We start from the raw sequence: 17,351 nt of genomic DNA, 5'->3' as shown, positions 1-17,351 counted from the left end.
TATGCTTCTCTGGCTCGCACAATACTTTCAGGACTATCTCGGTCCGCTGCGCGTGTTTAACTACCTCACGTTCCGCGCGGTGTTCGCCACCATTACGGCCATCACCATTGGCCTCGTGGCCGGCCCGATCGTCATCCGCAAACTGACCGAACTGAAAGTCGGCCAGGCCGTGCGTACCTACGGCCCGCAAAGCCACCTGACCAAGCACGGCACCCCGACGATGGGGGGCGTGCTGGTCCTGATCGCAATCGGCATCTCGACGCTGCTGTGGTGCGACCTGTCGAACCGCCTGATCTGGCCAGTGCTGGTCGTGACGATGGGCTTTGGCGCCGTCGGCTGGGTCGACGACTACCGCAAGGTGGTCTACAAGGACCCGGAAGGCATGCGCTCGCGCGAAAAATACTTCTGGATGTCGCTCATTGGTATCGCATCTGCTCTTTATCTGGCGTTCTCGGTCTCGGCTGCCAATCCATGGGAAGTCGCGCAACTGTTCTACGCCTGGGTGCAGTCGGGCTTCTCGATGAGCCTGCCGCCAAAGGCCGACCTGATCGTCCCGTTCTTCAAGACCATCAGCTATCCGCTGGGCGTCTGGGGCTTCATCGCGCTGACCTATTGCGTGATCGTGGGCGCATCCAATGCCGTGAACTTCACCGACGGCCTCGATGGCCTGGCGATCATGCCGACCGTGATGGTCGGCGCGGCCCTTGGCCTGTTCGCGTATCTGACCGGTAGTGTGACGTTCTCGAAATACCTGTTGATCCCGTACATCCCGGGCGCCGGCGAACTGCTGATCTTCTGCGGCGCGATGGCCGGCGCGGGCCTGGCCTTCCTGTGGTTCAACGCGCACCCGGCCCAGATGTTCATGGGCGACGTCGGCGCGCTGGCCCTCGGCGGCGCGCTCGGTACGATCGCCGTCATCGTGCGCCAGGAAATCGTCCTGTTCATCATGGGCGGCGTGTTCGTGGCTGAAACGCTATCGGTGATCATCCAGGTGACCTGGTTCAAGTACACCAAGAAGCGCTATGGTACCGGCCGCCGCGTGTTCCTCATGGCGCCGCTGCACCACCACTTTGAACAAAAGGGCTGGAACGAAACCAAGGTCGTGGTCCGCTTCTGGATCGTGACCATCGTGCTGATCCTGGTTGGCCTCTCTACACTGAAACTGCGTTAATGAACTACGACGGCAAACTCGCACTGGTACTGGGCCTCGGTGAATCGGGACTCGCGATGGCGCACTGGCTCGCGCGGGGCGGCGCACGCGTGCGCGTGGCCGATACGCGCGCGGAACCGCAACGTCTGCCGGCGCTGCGCGCGGCCGCGCCGGATGCGCAGTTCGTCGCTGGCGAATTTGGCGCCGACCTGCTCGACGGCGTCGACTTTGTCGCCGTCAGCCCGGGCCTGGCCCCGGAGCGCGAGGTGGCCGCCATCATGCCTGCCGCTGCTACCCGCGGCATCCCCGTCTGGGGCGAGATCGAACTGTTCGCTCAGGCGCTGGCGCACCTGCACGAGACCAACGGCTATGCGCCGAAAGTCATCGCGATTACGGGTACCAACGGCAAGACGACGGTGACGAGCCTGACCGGCCTGCTGTGCCGCCGCGCGGGGTTGACCACGCGGGTGGCCGGCAATATCAGCCCGGCCGCGCTGGACGTGCTGCGCGAGTCGATCGATGCCGGTGAACTGCCGCAAGCCTGGGTGCTGGAATTGTCCAGCTTCCAGTTGCATACAACGTTCAGTCTCAAGGCCGACGCCGCGACGGTGCTGAACCTGACCCAGGATCACCTCGACTGGCACGGCACGATGGATGCCTATGCGGCCGACAAGGCGCGCATCTTCGGCCCGGATACCGTGCGCGTCCTGAATCGCGACGATGCACGCGTGATGCGCATGGCGGTCGATGCGCCGCTGTTCACCTTCGGGACTGACGAACCGGTCGACGCTAACAGCTTCGGCCTGATCGACGAGCGCGGCGTGCTGTGGCTGGCCAACGCCGTGGCGGGCGAGGCGAGCGACAAGAAACTCAAACGCGGCGAAATCCGCGAACAGGTCGACGCCATCGTGAGCCGCCTGATGCCGGCCGATGCGCTCAAGATTCGCGGCCTGCACAATGCCGCCAATGCGCTGGCTGCGCTGGCCCTGTGCCGCGCCTGCGGTCTGCCGCTCGCGCCGCTGCTGCACGGCTTGCGCGAGTATGCGGGCGAACCGCACCGCGTCGAACTGGTGGCCACCATCGACGGCGTCGACTATTACGACGACAGCAAGGGCACCAATGTCGGCGCCACCGTCGCTGCGCTGCAGGGCCTGGGCAAGGCCTTTGCCGGCGCCGACCAGCAAATCCTGTTGATCGCCGGTGGCGATGGCAAGGGGCAGGACTTTTCGCCGCTGGCCCAGCCGGTGGCGGCGTATGCCCGCGCCGTGCTGCTGATCGGCCGCGATGCGCCGGCCGTGCGCGCCGCCATCGATGCCACCGGCGTGCCGGCTTTTGACCTCGACGACTTGCCGCAGGCAGTGCGCCGCGCAGCCGGTCTGGCACGCGCCGGCGACGCGGTACTGCTGTCCCCTGCGTGCGCCAGCCTGGACATGTTCACGAATTACGCGCACCGCGCGCAGGTGTTCGTCGAAACCGTGCGCGACATCGCGCTCGATAAAGGGCAGGAGATCTGATGGCCTTCCAGCTGCCCTTCAAGTTTTCCGGCAACGCCGTCGACGCCACTGTCGACGGTCGTAGCCGGCCGTCCAAAATGATGGACTACGACCAGCCGCTGGTCTGGGTCACGCTGCTCCTGATGCTGTTCGGGATGGTGATGGTGTACTCGGCGTCGATTGCGCTGCCCGATTCGCCGAAATTCCGCTATCTGCAGGACCGCAACGAATACTTCCTGTACCGCCAGGCGGTTTACATCCTCGTCTCGATGGTGGCCGCCGCGATCGTGTTCCGCGTGCCGATCGCGGTCTGGCAGCGGCATGCGCCGATGATCTTCATCGGCACGCTGGTGCTGCTGGTGCTGGTGCTGATTCCTGGCCTGGGCGTGTCGGTCAACGGCGCGCGCCGCTGGCTGTCGCTCAAGGTGTTCATGGTGCAGCCATCCGAAATCATGAAGATTGCCGTGGTGCTGTACGCGGCCGACTTCACGGTGCGCAAGCAAGAGTACATGCACAAGCTGACCAAGGGCTTCGTGCCGATGGTCGTGGCCATTGGCCTGGTGGGCGGCCTCTTGCTGATGGAGCCGGATCTGGGCGCATTCGGCGTGATCGTCTGCATCGCCATGGGCATCCTGTTCCTGGGCGGGATCAACATTATCTGGTTCGGCGGCATCGGCGCGCTGCTGGTCGTGATCTTCAGCGCGATCATCGCGCTCTCGCCATTCCGCCGTGCGCGCATGTTCGCCTACCTGAACCCGTGGGAAGAAGGCAATGCCCTGGACAAGGCGTACCAGCTGACGCACTCGCTGATCGCATTCGGGCGTGGCGAGATCTTTGGCGTGGGCCTGGGTGGCTCGGTCGAGAAACTGTTCTACCTGCCCGAAGCGCACACCGACTTCATCATGGCCGTCATCGGCGAAGAACTGGGCCTGGTCGGCGTGCTGGTCGTGGTGGCGATGTTCTACTGGCTCGTCAAGCGCGCCTTCGACATCGGCCGTCAGGCGATCGCGCTCGAACAGGTGTTCGCTGGCCTGGCTGCCAAAGGTATCGGCATCTGGATCGGCGTGCAGACCTTCATCAATATGGGCGTGAACCTGGGCCTGTTGCCCACCAAGGGCCTGACCTTGCCGCTGATGAGCTTTGGCGGTTCGGGCGTGCTGTTCAACTGCGTCGGCCTGGCGATCCTGCTGCGCATCGATTACGAAAATCGCGTGCGCATGCGCGGAGGCCGCACATGACCAAAAAGCTGATGATCATGGCTGCCGGTACCGGTGGCCACATCTTCCCCGGCATCGCGATCGCGCAGACGATGCGCGCGCGCGGCTGGGAAGTAAGCTGGCTGGGCACCGCCCACGGCATGGAAACCGATCTGGTGCCGAAAGCCGGCATCGACATGGACACGATCGACTTCGCCGGCCTGCGCGGCAAGGGCCTGGCGCACACCATCAAGGGCGCGCTCAAGATGGCGGCCGCCTTTGCGACCTGCCGGCGCTACCTGGCCGCGCGCCGGCCCGACGTCGTGCTGGGCATGGGCGGTTACGTGACGGTACCGGGCGGCATGATGGCGCGCGCCGCCGGCATCCCGCTGGCCCTGATCAATGCCGACGCCGCGCTGCTGCTGTCGAACAAGACCTTGACCCCGCTGGCGCAGCGCGTGCTGTTCGGCTTCCCGGCCGATTTCGGCAAGGCGGCCGGCAAGGCCGTCGTCACCGGCAACCCGGTGCGCCAGCAGATCCTCGATCTGCGGGCGCCCGCCGAACGCTTCGCCGGCCGCGCGGGCGTGCTGCGCGTGCTGGTCGTGGGCGGCAGCCTGGGCGCCAAGGTGCTCAACGATGGCGTGCCGGCAGCCCTGGCCCTGATCGACCCGGCCGCACGGCCGGTCGTCACGCACCAGTCGGGCAAGAAGAACATCGATGCGCTGCGCGCCGCGTATGCACAGGCTGGCGTGCAGGCCAATGTGGTCGACTTCATCGACAATATGGCGGCGGCGTACGCAGAGGCCGACTTGGTGATCTGCCGCGCCGGTGCGATCACGGTGTCCGAACTGACGGCGGCCGGCGTGGCCAGCGTGCTGGTGCCGTTCGTGGCCAGCACCACCAGCCACCAGCGCGACAACGCGATCTGGATGGACGGGCAAGGCGCGGCCGTGCACCTGCCGCAGGGTGAACTGAATCCGCAGCGGCTGAAAAGCCTGCTGCAAACGACGCGCGAGCAGTGCCTGGCCATGGCGCAGGCGGCAGCGCGCGTCGGCCAGCGCGACGCCAACGAGGCGATCGCGCGCGAACTCGAACAACTGGCAGCAAGGGTAAAAGCAGCATGAAACACAAGATCAAGAACATCCACTTCGTGGGCATCGGCGGCAGCGGCATGAGCGGCATCGCCGAAGTGCTGCTCAATCTCGGCTATCAGGTGTCGGGCTCGGACCTGGGCAGCAATGCCGCCAGCCAGCGCCTGGCCGATCTGGGCGCCAAGGTGTATCTGGGCCACCACGAAGATCACGTCACGGGCGCCGACGTCGTCGTGACCTCGACCGCCGTGAACGAAGCCAACCCGGAAGTGGTGGCCGCGCGTACCAACAAGGTGCCAGTGGTGCCGCGCGCGATCATGCTGGGCGAACTGATGCGCCTGAAGCGCGGTATCGCAATTGCAGGCACGCACGGCAAGACGACGACCACCAGCCTGGTCGCATCGGTGCTGGCGCAGGGCGGACTCGATCCGACCTTCGTCATCGGTGGCCGCCTGACCGCCGCCGGCGCCAATGCGGCGCTGGGCAGCGGCGACTACATCGTGGCCGAAGCCGATGAATCGGACGCGTCGTTCCTGAACCTGTCGCCGATGATCGAAGTGATCACGAATATCGACGCCGATCACATGGAAACCTACGAGCACGACTTCGAGAAACTCAAGGCCGCGTTCGTGCACTTCACGCACCGCCTGCCGTTCTACGGCCGCGTCATGCTGTGCATCGACGACAAGCACGTGCGCGAGATCCTGCCGCAGGTGACCAAGCCGGTCACCACCTACGGTTTTTCGATCGATGCCGAAGTGCGCGCGCTGGATGCCTACGCGGATGGCACGCACATGCACTTCACCGTGCGCCAGGAAGGCTATGCCGACACCAAGTTCGTGCTGAACCAGCCCGGCATGCACAATGTGTTGAATGCCTGCTCGGCGATTGCCATCGCGCGCGAAATCGGCATCGACGACGCTGCCACCGCCCAGGGCCTGCTGGAGTTCCGCGGCGTGGGCCGCCGCTTCACGCGCTACGGCGACGTGGCGCTGGCGTCTGGCGGCAGCTTCACGCTGGTCGACGATTTCGGCCATCACCCGGTGGAAACCGAAGTCACGCTGGCCGCTGCGCGCGCCGCCTACCCGGGCCGGCGCCTCGTGCTGGCGTTCCAGCCACACCGCTACAGCCGCACGCGCGACCTGTTCGAAGACTTCGTCAAGGTGCTGGCCACGCCAGACGTGCTGCTGCTGGCCGACGTGTACCCGGCCGGCGAAGCGCCGATCGTGGCCGCCGACGGGCGCGCCCTGGCCCGCGCACTGCGCACCTCCAGCAAGATCGAGCCGATCTTCGTCGAGTCGATCGCCGAGATGCGCGACGCCATCCTGAACGTGGCGCGCGACGGCGACGTCGTGCTGACGATGGGCGCCGGTTCGATCAGCGGCATTCCGCAACAACTGACCACAGCGAAAGGCTGAGCATGACGACGACCATTCAACTTCTCGATGCCACCGTCTTCGGCAAGGTCGGCGTCCTGTTCGGCGGCCGTTCGGCCGAGCGCGAAATTTCGCTCATTTCCGGTGAAGGCGTGCTGCAGGCGCTCAAAAGCCGCGGCATCGATGCGCACCCGTTCGATCCGGGCACGCACAGCCTGGCCGACCTGGCTGCGCAGGGATTTGACCGTGTGTTCATCGCGCTGCACGGCCGCTACGGCGAAGACGGCAGCCTGCAGGGCGCCCTCGAGCAGTTGGGCATTCCGTACACCGGCAGCGGCGTGAGGGCCTCGAGCGTCGGCATGGACAAGATCACCACCAAGAAGCTGTGGCTGATGGAAGGCGTGCCAACGCCGAAGTACGCAACGGTCGACGCCGACACCGATCTGGATGCGCTGGTGGCCGAACTGGGCCTGCCGCTGATCGTCAAGCCGCCGCTCGAAGGCTCGAGCATCGGCATCACCAAGGTCACCGACCGCAATCAGCTGGCGGACGCGATCGCGCTCGTGGCCAGCATGGACGATGCGGTGCTGGCCGAGCAGTTCGTCACCGGCCGAGAATTCACGGTCGCCGTGCTGGGGCAGGGCGCCGCCGCCCGCGCGCTGCCGATCGTCGAGATCGTCGCGCCCGAAGGCAAGTACGACTACCAGAACAAGTACTTCACCGACGACACGCAATACCACTGCCCGGCGCCGCTGCCCGACGAACTGACGCAGGAAATTCAGCGTCACGCCGTGAATGCCTACCGCGCGCTCGGCTGCGAAGGCTGGGGGCGCGTCGACGTGCTGGTGCGCGAGAGCGACATGCGTCCATTCCTGCTTGAGGTGAACACGTCCCCGGGCATGACGACGCACTCGCTGGTGCCGATGGCGGCGCGCGCAGTGGGCATCGGCTACGAAGATCTGTGCGTCGAGATCCTGCGTTCGGCGCGGCTCAAGATGGGCAACCGGGGTGCGCAACCCGACGTGAAGGACTGACAGCGATGTGGCATGACGTCCGCTCCCTCAATGCAACCGCCAGCTTCCTGACGGCGCTGACGGTGCTCGCCGCGCTGGTGACCGGCGTCTGGTGGCTGTCGCAGCGCCCGATGTTCGCACTGGGCTCGGTGACGGTGGAGAGCATGTACGGGATCGACCTGAAACATGTGAACGAACTGACCGTGCGCAACGGCGTGGTCGGTAAAATTCGCGGCAACTTCTTTACCGCCGACCTGGAACAGGTGCGCGCGACGTTCGAGACCGTGCCCTGGGTGCGCCGCGCCACGGTGCGCCGCGAATGGCCCAACGCGCTGGTGGTCGAAGTCGAAGAGCACGAGGCGCTCGGCACCTGGGGCGACGAAGGCCGCCTGCTGTCGGTCAAGGGCGACGTGTTTACGGCCAATATCGCTGAAGCCGACGATGAACAGACGCTCCCCGAATTCGATGGACCGGTGGGCAGCGAGAAGGATGTGCTGGCGCGCTTCAATGAATTGCGCACGGCGTTCGCCAAGGTGGCGCTGGTGCCGCACGCGTTGTCGCTATCGAATCGCTATGCATGGACCGTGAAGCTGGATAATGGCATGAGCGTCGAACTCGGACGCGAACAGGATCGCAACACGTTGAACAAGCGCGTCGCGCGTCTGGTCGGCGTGTACCCGCAGCTGGTGGCCCGGCTGCAGGAGGGCCGTATCGATACGATCGATATGCGCTATCCGAACGGACTGGCCTTGTCGTCGGCAGCGCTGAACGTGCCGCTGGATGCGACGAAGCCGGTCAAGGCAGCCAAGAAGCCCAAAGCCGCACCGAATACAAAAACCAATACAACAACCAAGCAAATCTGAGCAGGCTACAGCAATGACAAAAGACGCGAAAAACCTGATCGTCGGTCTCGACATCGGCACCTCCAAGGTGGTGGCCGTGGTCGCCGAAGTGATGTCCGACGGACGCCACGAGGTGATCGGGCTGGGTCAGCACGAGTCCAGGGGATTGAAGAAAGGCGTGGTCGTCAACATCGAGGCCACCGTCGAATCGATCCAGCGCGCGCTGGAAGAGGCCGAGCTGATGGCGGATTGCAAGATCCGCAACGTCTATGCCGGCATCGCCGGCAGCCATATCCGTTCGTTCAATTCGAGCGGGATGGTGGCGATCAAGGAGAAAGAAGTCACGGCGACCGACGTGGCGCGCGTGATCGAGACGGCCAAGGCGGTGAATATCCCGACCGACCAGCAACTGCTGCACACGGTGCCGCAGGAATTCATCGTCGACAACCAGGAAGACGTGCGCGAGCCGATCGGCATGAGCGGCATCCGCCTCGAAGTGCGGGTGCACATTGTCACCGGTGCGGTCTCCGCAGTGCAAAACATTGTAAAGTGCGTGCGCCGCTGCGGTCTCGAGGTTTCGGACCTGATCCTGCAGCCGATGGCCTCCGCCGACGCAGTGCTGACGGTCGACGAAAAGGAACTAGGCGTGGTGCTGATCGACATCGGCGGGGGCACCACCGACATCGCGGTGTTCTCGGACGGCGCGATCCGCCACACGGCCGTGATCCCGATCGCGGGTGACCAGATCACCAGCGACATCGCGATGGCACTGCGCACGCCGACCGGCGAAGCTGAAGATATCAAGATCCGCTACGGCGTGGCCAAGCAGGTGCTGGCCGACCCGGGCGAGACACTCGAAGTGCCAGGTCTCGGTGACCGCGGCCCGCGCGCCCTGTCGCGCCAGGCGCTGGCAGCCGTGATCGAGCCCCGGGTGGAGGAGCTGTTCGCGATGGTGCACCAGGCGGTGCGCGAATCGGGCTACGAAGGCGTGCTGTCGTCCGGCATCGTCCTGACCGGCGGCAGCGCGATCATGCCCGGCATGATCGAAATGGCGGAAGACATCTTCCTCAAACCGGCACGCCTTGGCACGCCGGACTACCGCGGGCAATTGGCCGACGTGGTGCGCAGCCCCCGCTACGCCACCGTGCTTGGCTTGCTGCTCGAAGCAAAGAAACAGTACCTGCGCGGACACATCGTCACGCGCCAGGATGGTTCGGTGAAGGCAGTCTGGCAGCGCATGAAGGAGTGGATCGCGGGGAACTTCTGACGCACATGCAATCGCACTAGCACTTGGTAACAAATTAGGTAGCGAAATTTCATCACGAATTACAGTTTTTTACATACAATCGCAGATACCGGTTTGAGGCGGCGAACCAGATACGCACAGGCCTCGTTCCCGGAACTGCACTTTGAAAATTAGGGAGCACATCATGGAGTTCGATATGGTCGATAACGCAGCACTGGGGACCGTGATCAAGGTCGTGGGCGTCGGTGGCGCCGGCGGCAACGCGGTTCAGCACATGATCAATAAAGGTGTATCCGGTGTCGAGTTCATCGCCGCGAACACGGACGCGCAAGCGCTGGCCGTATCGAGCGCCGGCAACATCATCCAGATCGGTGACTCGGGCCTGGGCGCAGGGATGCGTCCTGAAGTCGGTCGCCAGCTCGCCGAACAATCGCGCTCGCGCATCGAAGACGCACTGCGCGGCGCGCACATGGTCTTCATCGCCGCCGGCATGGGCGGTGGCACCGGTACCGGCGCCGCACCGATCGTGGCCGAAGTGGCCAAGGCGATGGGCGCCCTGACCGTGGCTGTCGTCTCCAAGCCGTTCTCGTACGAAGGCCAGAAGTGCATGGACGTGGCCGAAGCGGGCCTCGAAGAACTGACCAAGCACGTCGACTCCCTGATCGTCATCCTGAACGAAAAGCTCGAAGACATCTACGAAGACGAAAGCATGCTCGACTGGATGCAGCACGCCGACGATGTGCTCAACAACGCGGTTGCCGGTATCGCTGAGATCATCAACGTGCCGGGCCACATCAACGTCGACTTCAACGACGTCAAGACGATCATGGGTGAGCAGGGCAAGGCCATGATGGGCACCGCGACCGCCGCCGGCGTCGACCGCGCGCGCATCGCCGCCGAGCAGGCTGTCGCCTCGCCGCTGCTCGACGGTATCGACCTGTCGGGCGCCAAGGGCGTGCTGGTCAACGTGACCGCAAGCCGTGGCCTGAAAGGTAAAGAGATCAAGGAAGTCATGGCCGCCGTGCGCGCCTTCGCCGCGCCGGACGCGTCGATCGCCCAGGGTATCGCTTACGACGACTCGATGGGCGACGAGATCCGCGTGACCGTGGTCGCGACGGGCCTGGGCAAGAACAAGAAGTCGATCCAGCTGGTCCAGCCGCAACAGGTCATGCGCACCGGTACCTACGATGCGCCAGTGATGCAGGGCGCCGCAGCCGTGCCGGGCGGCCTGACCGCCGGCAAGGCCAGCCCCGACGCACTGGGCGGCATGAAGCAGCCAGCCGTGTGGCGCCGCGAGCAGGCATCCGAGCAGGTGCAGGCAATGCAGCGCAATGGTGTCGAGACCTACGACATTCCGGCGTTCCTGCGCAAGCAGGCGGACTGATGTTCGCATGATGGTCGGCGCAGGATGACCAGAGTTGAAGAGGCCAGCGCAAGCTGGCCTTTTTTGTTTGCGCGCCGCTTGCGCGCTGCTTCCAGTCCTGCCGGCCAGCTGCCACGACACGCGTCATTCCCGCGCAGGCGGGAATCCCAGTCTTGAGCGCTACCGCTATGTATGGCAAATGTAGCTGCGCGTGCAAACTTGGGTTCCCGCCTTCGCGGGAACGACGTGCCGAGGGAGTGGCCAACTGCCAAGGCAATGCCCTGCACACCCCATCTTGGGTTCCCGCCTTCGCGGGAACGACGTGGTGGGGGGAGTGGCCAACTGCCGGGGCAATGCCCTGCACAGCCCACCCGGATCGGCGATAATGGCCGGATTCACACAACCTTCACAGGAGCGAACATGAGCATCCAGATTGGCGAACGCCTGCCCGACGGCACGCTGGCCGAATTCATCGAGAACGAAACCGCAGGCTGCAGCCTGGGCCCGAACACGTTCCAGGTCGCCGATCTGGTCAAGGGCAAGAAGATCGTCATCTTCGGCCTGCCAGGCGCCTTTACGCCAGGCTGCTCGGTGCAGCACGTGCCGGGCTACGTCAAGCACGCCGACGCGCTCAAAGCCAAGGGCATCGATGAAATCTGGTGCATCTCGGTCAACGACGCGTTCGTGATGGGCGCCTGGGGCCGCGACCAGAAAGCCACCGGCATCGTGCGCATGATGGCCGACGGTAACGCCACGTTCACCAAGGCGCTGGGCCTGGACAACGACTACTCGGCCCACGGCATGGGCGTGCGCTCGAAGCGCTACGCGATGCTCGTCGACGACGGCGTGGTCAAGACGCTGGACCTGGATGCCAAGGGCGTCGAAGCCTCGAGCGCGGAAGCGATGCTGGAAAAGCTGGGCTGATTTTTGTTGTAACGACCGGCGCGGCATCAAGCTGGCCGTAGGGTGGATGGCTGTGCCATCCACGCGTTCAGATCAAGCTGATTTTGTGGCGCGTTGAGGTTCGTTGGACGCGTGGACGGGAAACCCGTCCACCCTACGGCGCCGTTTTTTTTACCGCCAACTAAGACAATCTCACCGTGAAGCGCCCATCGGGAAACCTGTACAGCATCTATGCGATGCTGCTTGCCGTCTTCATGTTCGCGCTGATGGACACGGCCATGAAGCTGCTGTCGGCGCGCTATCCGGCGTTGCAGGTCGCCGCATTGCGCGCCATCTGCTCGCTGCCCCTGATTGCGCTGTACGTGGCCTGGCGCGGCGCATTTGCCGGCATCCTGCGCGTGCGCTGGCCGATGCACCTGCTGCGCGCCGGGCTGGGCATCCTGATGCTGGCGCTGTTTGCCTTCGGCCTGCAGAAGCTGTCGCTGGCCGAGGCTTATTCGATCTTCTTCATCGCGCCGGCCCTGATCACGGCCTTGTCGGTCCTGCTGCTGCGCGAGCGCGTCGACCTGGCGCGCTGGCTCGCCATTGGCGTCGGCCTGATTGGCGTATTGGTCGTGCTGCGCCCCAGCGGCGCGGGCTTCCTGACAGTGGGCGGCCTGGCGGTGCTGGGATCGGCCGCCTGCTACGCCGTCTCCGCGATCACGGTGCGCGTGCTGTCACGGACCGACCGCAGCGAGCACACGGTGTTCTGGCTGATGGTGCTGATCGCCATTGGCGCCGGCTCCCTGGCGGCGCCCGACTGGGTACCAATGTCGGCCCGTGACATCCCGATCCTGTGTGGCCTGGCGGTGTCGGGTTTCATCGGCCAGCTGGCGATCACCGAAGCGTTTTCGCGCGGCGAAGCATCGAGCGTGGCGCCGTTCGAATACTCGGCGCTGGCCTGGGGCGTGGGCCTGGACTGGCTGCTGTGGCGCACGCTGCCCGACAGCTACACGCTGCTGGGCGCGGCAATCATCATCGGCAGCGGCCTGTATCTGATCCGCCACGAGAAAGAGCATGTCGAGGCCGAGCATCCTTGACGAGCAGGGAGGGGCGCAGCAGCGCCGGAGACGCTGGGCTATAATCGATCCATGCTGAAACAACGAACCATCAAGGAACTGGTCCGCGCCACGGGCGTCGGACTGCACTCGGGCCGCAAGGTCGAACTCACGCTGCGCCCGGCCGGTCCGGACACGGGCATCGTGTTTCGCCGGGTCGATCTCGACCCGATCGTGTCCATTCCCAGCTCCGCGCACGTCGTGGGCGATACGCGCATGGCGTCGGTCCTGATCAAGGACGATGCGCGCGTCTCGACCGTCGAACACGTGATGTCGGCCTGCGCCGGCCTGGGCATCGATAACCTCGTCATCGATGTGACGGCCGAGGAAATCCCGATCATGGACGGTTCGGCGTCGTCGTTCGTGTTCCTGCTGCAGCAGGCCGGCGTGCAGGAGCAGTCGTCGGCCCGCAAGTTCATCCGCGTGCTGAAGGACGTCGAAGTGCGCCAGGGCACTGGTGGCAGTGAAAAGTGGGCGCGCCTGTCGCCGCACAACGGCTACAAGCTCGACTTCTTCATCGAATTCAATCACCCGGCAGTCGATGGCACGATGCAGCGCGCGAGCGTGGACTTCGGCGACATCACCTATGTGCGCGACGTGGCCCGTGCGCGCACCTTCGGCTTCATGCAGGACGTGGAAAGCCTGCGTGGCATGGGCCTGGCGCGCGGCGGCTCGTTCGAGAACGCGATCGTGATGGATGAATACCGCATCCTCAATGCTGACGGCCTGCGCTACGAAGATGAATTCGTGCGCCACAAGATTCTCGACGCGATCGGTGACCTGTACCTGGTCGGTCATCCGCTGCTGGCCAGCTACACGGCTCACAAGTCGGGCCACGCGCTCAACAACGACCTGCTGCGCGCCTTGCTGGCACAGCCGGATTCGTACGAGATCGTCAGCTTCGATGCACTCGAGAGCGCGCCGCCGTCGTACGTCAAGCAGATGACGCGGGAGTGGGCGCAGAGCTGATCCCGGCGCTGCCTGTGCTTATTTTCTCTTCGCTGCCAGCGCCCTGAGCGCGGCCACCAGGTCGTGATTGTGCTTGTCGTCCGGCAGTGACGCGGCCAGTTCCTCGAACGCGCGCACCGCCGTTGGTGGCAACTCCAGCGTGCGCATCTCGGGTTTGTCGGGCAGCGCGCGCGTGACCTGCACCTTGATGCGGGTCGATTCCACCTGCCAGCCGCGCCCGATGAGCGTCGTCTGCAGCTTGGGCAGCATCTGCTTGAGCCGCGCCGCCAGCGCCGAGCTGGGCACGGCCAGAATCAATACCCCTTCCTGGAACGACAGCACATCGCAGTTGTGAAACACGGCCGGCAGCGCTGCGGCGCAATCGGCCTGCAGGCGCGCCATGCGCGTGATGGCCGGCATCAGGCTGGCCAGGCGGTCGTTCGAGCGCAGGAAGTCGGTGGCGGCGTGCGAGGTCTGCCGGTTCTTGGTGCCGAAGATATGGACCGGGCGCTTTGGGGGAGGTTGCTGCATGCTCGGAACATACCACAGCGCGCGGCCGATGGGGAAACCCCGGCGCAGCGCCGGGTCGCGGGCAATGCAGGGTGGGATTTTGCACGCCATACGAGGCAGTCTGATAACGTTTCTGTCCCTGCGGGACTTGTTATCCTGCCCACGATCCCCAAGTGTGGCCGAATCGCATGATAAAATCAGTGGTTATTTGCCTAACGCGGTCTTTGGTGAAATCTGTTGATATCATCTTGGCTCCCTCATTGGCGTCTATTGCGGCGTATTTAATACTAGAAACCAAGCATGTCATTCCTGACCCAGATTTTCGGCAGTCGCAACCAGCGACTGCTCAAGCAATATCAAAAGACCGTGCGTGTCATCAACGCGCTCGAGCCACAGATGGAGCAGCTCTCGGACGCGGAACTGCAAGCCAAGACGCCTGAATTCAAGGACCGGCTGGCCAAGGGCACGACCCTCGACGAGATCCTGCCGGAAGCATTCGCCGTCTGCCGCGAAGCGGCCAAGCGCGTCATGAAGATGCGCCACTTCGACGTCCAGCTGATCGGCGGCATGGTCCTGCACCAAGGCAAGATCGCGGAGATGGGCACGGGCGAGGGCAAGACCCTGATGGCCACGCTGCCGGTCTACCTGAACGGCCTGTCGGGCAAGGGCGTGCACGTCATTACCGTCAACGATTACCTGGCGCAGCGCGATGCTGACCAGATGGGCCAGCTGTACGGCTGGCTGGGCCTCACGACCGGTGTCAACCTGTCGCAGCTCGACCACGACAGCAAGCAGAAAGCCTACAGCTCGGACATCACGTACGGCACCAACAACGAATTCGGCTTTGACTACCTGCGCGACAACATGGTCTACGACCTGCGCGAGCGCGTCCAGCGCGGTCTGAATTTCTCGGTGGTCGATGAAGTCGACTCGATCCTGATCGATGAAGCGCGTACGCCTTTGATCATCTCGGGCCAGGCCGAGAACCATACCGACCTGTACATCCGCCTGAACGCGGTGCCGCCGCAGCTGGTCCAGCAGATCGGCGAAGAAACGCCAGACGGCAAGGGCAAGATCGAAGTCCCGGGCGACTACCTGAAGGACGAGAAAGCGCACACCGTGCTCTTGACCGAATCGGGCCACGAGCACGCCGAAGCGATCCTGACCGAGATGGGCCTGCTGCCAGAAGGCGCGTCGCTGTACGACGCCGGCAACATCACGCTGATCCACCACCTGTACGCGGCCCTGCGCGCCCACGTCCTGTACCACAAGGACCAGCACTACGTGGTGCAGAACAATGAAGTCGTCATCGTTGACGAATTCACGGGCCGCCTGATGACGGGCCGCCGCTGGTCGGATGGCCTGCACCAGGCCGTCGAAGCAAAAGAGGGCGTGCGCATCCAGAACGAGAACCAGACGCTGGCCTCGATCACGTTCCAGAACTACTTCCGCATGTACGGCAAGCTGGCCGGCATGACCGGTACCGCCGACACCGAAGCATTCGAATTCCAGGAAATCTACGGCCTCGAAACCGTCGTCGTCCCGCCGAACCGGCCGTCGCAGCGCAAGGACCGCCAGGATCAGGTCTACAAGACGTCTGACGAGAAGTACAACGCGATGGTCATGGACATCCGCGACTGCTACGAGCGCGGTCAGCCGGTCCTGGTGGGCACCACCTCGATCGAGAACTCCGAGCTTCTCTCTGGCATTCTGACCAAGGCCAATCTGCCGCACAACGTCCTGAACGCGAAGCAGCACGCACGCGAAGCAGAGATCGTGGCGCAGGCGGGCCGTCCGAAGATGATCACCATCGCCACCAATATGGCCGGCCGTGGTACCGACATCGTCCTGGGCGGCAATATGGGCAAGCAGATCCAGCTCATCGAAGCCGATGGCAACCTGACCCCTGAGCAAAAAGCGGCCCAGTCGCAGACGCTGCGCGACGAGTGGCAATCGCTGCACGACCACGTGGTCAATGCCGGCGGCCTGCACATCATCGGCACCGAGCGCCACGAATCGCGCCGCGTCGACAACCAGCTGCGCGGCCGTTCGGGCCGTCAGGGCGATCCGGGTTCGTCCCGCTTCTACCTGTGCCTGGACGACGCGCTGCTGCGCATCTTCGCCGGCGACCGCGTGCGCGCGATCATGGACCGTCTCAAGATGCCGGAAGGCGAACCGATCGAAGCAGGCATCGTCTCGCGTTCGATCGAGTCGGCCCAGCGCAAGGTCGAGGCCCGCAACTTCGACGTGCGTAAGCAATTGCTCGAGTACGACGACGTCGCCAACGACCAGCGCAAGGTGATCTACACCCAGCGTAACGAACTGCTCGAAGCGACCGACATCAGCGAGATGATCAATTCGCTGCGCGTGGGCGTGTTCACCGACCAGGTGCGCATCCATGTGCCGGCCGAATCGGTCGAAGAACAGTGGGACGTCAAGGCGCTGGAAACGACGCTGGCAGGCGAGTGGAGCCTGAACGTGCCGCTGCAGCAGATGTTGCAGGACGAGCCGAACCTGAACGACGACGAACTGCTCGAGCGCGTGCTGACGGCGGCCGAAACGTCGTACAACAGCAAGGTCGGCATCGTGGGCCGCGAATCGTTCGGCGGCTTCGAGCGCAACGTCATGCTGCAAAGCGTCGACACCCACTGGCGCGAACACCTCGCGGCGCTGGACCACCTGCGTCAGGGTATCCACCTGCGCGGCTACGCACAGAAGAACCCGAAGCAGGAATACAAGCGCGAAGCGTTCGAGCTGTTCAGCAGCATGCTGGACCTGATCAAGAACGAAGTGATTCGCACCGTCATGACAGTGCACATCCAGTCGCGTGAAGAAGTCGAAGCAGCCGAAGCAGCGATGGCAGCGCAGGCGGCCCAGCTCGAGAACGTCAACTACCAGCACGCCGACTACAACCCGTCGGCCGCGCCGGAAGAGCTGTTCAATCCGAACCCGAACAAGGGCGGCGAAGGCGACGCGGTCTCGGCCGAAGACCACAGCAGCTACATGGGCGTGAAGGTCGGCCGCAACGATCCATGCCCTTGCGGCAGCGGCAAGAAGTTCAAGCAGTGCCACGGCAAGCTGGCGTAAGCGCAGCAGGCAGGTAGCATGTAGAAGCGGCCGGGG

14 protein-coding genes are annotated in these 17,351 nt (G+C 64.4%); 13 read left to right on the top strand and 1 reads right to left on the bottom strand.

Going from position 1 to position 17,351, the window contains the following annotated elements:
• Window position 1: 1 nt before the first annotated feature.
• The 12 genes from mraY (at window position 2) to lpxC (ending at window position 13,739) form a co-directional block, all read left to right on the top strand.
• Complete coding sequence (gene mraY / locus NX775_RS13790; RefSeq protein ID WP_183557206.1) at window positions 2-1,171, top strand: phospho-N-acetylmuramoyl-pentapeptide-transferase; 1,170 nt, start codon at window positions 2-4, stop codon at window positions 1,169-1,171.
• A complete protein-coding gene (gene murD, locus NX775_RS13785; RefSeq protein ID WP_258836520.1) occupies window positions 1,171-2,664 on the top strand; it encodes a UDP-N-acetylmuramoyl-L-alanine--D-glutamate ligase in 1,494 nt (497 codons plus the stop codon). Before mraY ends, murD begins: the two co-directional genes overlap by 1 nt.
• Complete coding sequence (ftsW, locus tag NX775_RS13780; RefSeq protein ID WP_258836519.1) at window positions 2,664-3,881, top strand: putative lipid II flippase FtsW; 1,218 nt, start codon at window positions 2,664-2,666, stop codon at window positions 3,879-3,881. The genes murD and ftsW overlap by 1 nt, the downstream gene beginning before the upstream one ends.
• Window positions 3,878-4,963, top strand: coding sequence for an undecaprenyldiphospho-muramoylpentapeptide beta-N-acetylglucosaminyltransferase (gene murG, locus NX775_RS13775; RefSeq protein ID WP_258836518.1), 1,086 nt, complete (start codon window positions 3,878-3,880; stop codon window positions 4,961-4,963). Before ftsW ends, murG begins: the two co-directional genes overlap by 4 nt.
• Window positions 4,960-6,348, top strand: a complete 1,389-nt coding sequence (gene murC, locus NX775_RS13770; protein ID WP_258836517.1) for a UDP-N-acetylmuramate--L-alanine ligase — start codon at window positions 4,960-4,962, stop codon at window positions 6,346-6,348. The genes murG and murC overlap by 4 nt, the downstream gene beginning before the upstream one ends.
• 2 nt (window positions 6,349-6,350) lie before the next feature.
• Window positions 6,351-7,340: a D-alanine--D-alanine ligase gene (locus NX775_RS13765; RefSeq protein ID WP_258836516.1), complete on the top strand. Its 990-nt coding sequence runs from the start codon at window positions 6,351-6,353 to the stop codon at window positions 7,338-7,340.
• Window positions 7,341-7,345: 5 nt separating this feature from the next.
• Window positions 7,346-8,182 carry a cell division protein FtsQ/DivIB gene (locus tag NX775_RS13760; RefSeq protein WP_183557221.1) on the top strand — a complete coding sequence of 279 codons (837 nt, stop codon included), beginning with the start codon at window positions 7,346-7,348 and terminating at the stop codon, window positions 8,180-8,182.
• A 13-nt stretch (window positions 8,183-8,195) separates the two neighbouring features.
• Window positions 8,196-9,428, top strand: coding sequence for a cell division protein FtsA (gene ftsA / locus NX775_RS13755; protein ID WP_183557224.1), 1,233 nt, complete (start codon window positions 8,196-8,198; stop codon window positions 9,426-9,428).
• A 163-nt stretch (window positions 9,429-9,591) separates the two neighbouring features.
• The gene (gene ftsZ, locus NX775_RS13750; protein WP_183557227.1) at window positions 9,592-10,791 is read left to right on the top strand and encodes a cell division protein FtsZ; all 1,200 of its coding nucleotides are present in this window, start codon (window positions 9,592-9,594) and stop codon (window positions 10,789-10,791) included.
• Between the two features lie 399 nt (window positions 10,792-11,190).
• The gene (locus NX775_RS13745; RefSeq protein ID WP_183557230.1) at window positions 11,191-11,694 is read left to right on the top strand and encodes a peroxiredoxin; all 504 of its coding nucleotides are present in this window, start codon (window positions 11,191-11,193) and stop codon (window positions 11,692-11,694) included.
• Between the two features lie 215 nt (window positions 11,695-11,909).
• A complete protein-coding gene (locus NX775_RS13740) occupies window positions 11,910-12,752 on the top strand; it encodes a DMT family transporter (protein ID WP_258836766.1) in 843 nt (280 codons plus the stop codon).
• A 51-nt stretch (window positions 12,753-12,803) separates the two neighbouring features.
• Window positions 12,804-13,739, top strand: coding sequence for a UDP-3-O-acyl-N-acetylglucosamine deacetylase (gene lpxC / locus NX775_RS13735; RefSeq protein ID WP_258836515.1), 936 nt, complete (start codon window positions 12,804-12,806; stop codon window positions 13,737-13,739).
• A gap of 18 nt (window positions 13,740-13,757) precedes the next feature.
• Here the strand turns inward: lpxC and NX775_RS13730 are convergent, their stop codons facing one another.
• The gene (locus tag NX775_RS13730; protein ID WP_258836514.1) at window positions 13,758-14,249 is read right to left on the bottom strand and encodes a DciA family protein; all 492 of its coding nucleotides are present in this window, start codon (window positions 14,247-14,249) and stop codon (window positions 13,758-13,760) included.
• A gap of 279 nt (window positions 14,250-14,528) precedes the next feature.
• Between NX775_RS13730 and secA the strand changes: the two genes are divergently transcribed.
• The gene (secA, locus tag NX775_RS13725; RefSeq protein WP_258836513.1) at window positions 14,529-17,315 is read left to right on the top strand and encodes a preprotein translocase subunit SecA; all 2,787 of its coding nucleotides are present in this window, start codon (window positions 14,529-14,531) and stop codon (window positions 17,313-17,315) included.
• Window positions 17,316-17,351 lie beyond the last annotated feature (36 nt).

Source organism: Massilia aurea (genome assembly GCF_024753205.1).
Lineage (GTDB): Bacteria > Pseudomonadota > Gammaproteobacteria > Burkholderiales > Burkholderiaceae_D > Telluria > Telluria aurea.
This window is presented reverse-complemented; position numbering and strand designations above follow the sequence as displayed.